Here is a 1,102-nt window from a genome sequence, read left to right on the forward strand (position 1 = left end):
ACGCCAACAACCCGCCCTGGTTCACCACCCTCCCCCCCGCGCTGCGGGCCGAGGACTACCCGCCCTACATGGCCCCGCAACTCATGATCTTCCGCGAGCAGCGCTCGATCCGGCTGCTCGCCGCCCTCGCGCAGGGAGGGGCGACGCTGGAGAAGATGGTCGAGGCCGCCGCTTCGACCCGCTCGGAGCTGGCCGACCGGCTCGTGCCGCCGCTGCTGGAGGCCGCCCGCAACGCCCCTGACCCCTTAGTGCGCCGGGCCGCGGGGGTGCTCGAGCGCTGGGACCGGGCCTTCGACCCCCAGAGCGTGGGGGCCGACCTCTTCTCGCGCTGGCTGCTGGCGATGCAGCCCGCCGACCGGCTGGCCTCCAACCTCGTCGCCGAGCCCTGGGACCCCGCCCGGCCGCTGGACACCCCGCAGGGGCTGGCCGACCCGGCCCGAGCCCTCCTCGCGCTGCGGGTGGCCGCCCTGGGCCTGCTGGGGGAGGCGGGCACCCTCGAGCGGCCCTGGGGCGAGGTGGTGCGGGCGCGGCGGGGGGCTTACGACGTGCCGGGCCACGGGCACCTGGACCCCTTCGGGGTGTTCCGGGTCAGCGGCTTCGCCCCCGCCCCGGGCGGGCGTTGGGACACGGCCTTCGGCACGACCTATGTGGCGGCGGTGGAGTTCGGCGAGGTGGTGCGGGCGAAGGTGCTGCTGAGCTACGGCAACAGCTCGCAGCCGGGCTCGCCCCACAACGGCGACCAGCTCGAGCTCTTCGCCCGTAAGGCCATGCGCGAGGCCTTGCTGAGCCGGGAGGCGGTGGAGGGGAGCCTCGAGCGCCACGAACGGCTGGACCCTTCTGCGAGCGATGCCGTCTCGCGAACCGCGTAGGGGTTTGCGTGGCTTGTTCGATGTTTTAGCGGGTGGGGAGGGGCTGGTTCGCGGTGCTTTGGTTTGGTGTCCCTCGCTCCCCCGAGGGACTCCAGGTTACCGGCAGAGCCGGTATGGCCTACGGCCACCCCCTCGCGGACATGCCGCCGGGCCTCAGCGCCCGCGTACGCGGGGGTGCGGGCCGCACCTTGACCCGGCGGCATGTCCGCGAGGGGGTGGCCGTAGGCCATACC

General features: G+C 74.1%; 1 protein-coding gene. It reads left to right on the forward strand.

Going from position 1 to position 1,102, the window contains the following annotated elements:
• Positions 1-869: penicillin acylase family protein (locus tag Mterra_RS21430; protein ID WP_176582574.1), on the forward strand; the 869-nt coding region annotated here is incomplete at its 5' end.
• Between the last annotated feature and the right edge of the window lie 233 nt (positions 870-1,102).

This window comes from Calidithermus terrae, from assembly GCF_003574345.1.
Taxonomy (GTDB): Bacteria; Deinococcota; Deinococci; order Deinococcales; family Thermaceae; genus Calidithermus; species Calidithermus chliarophilus.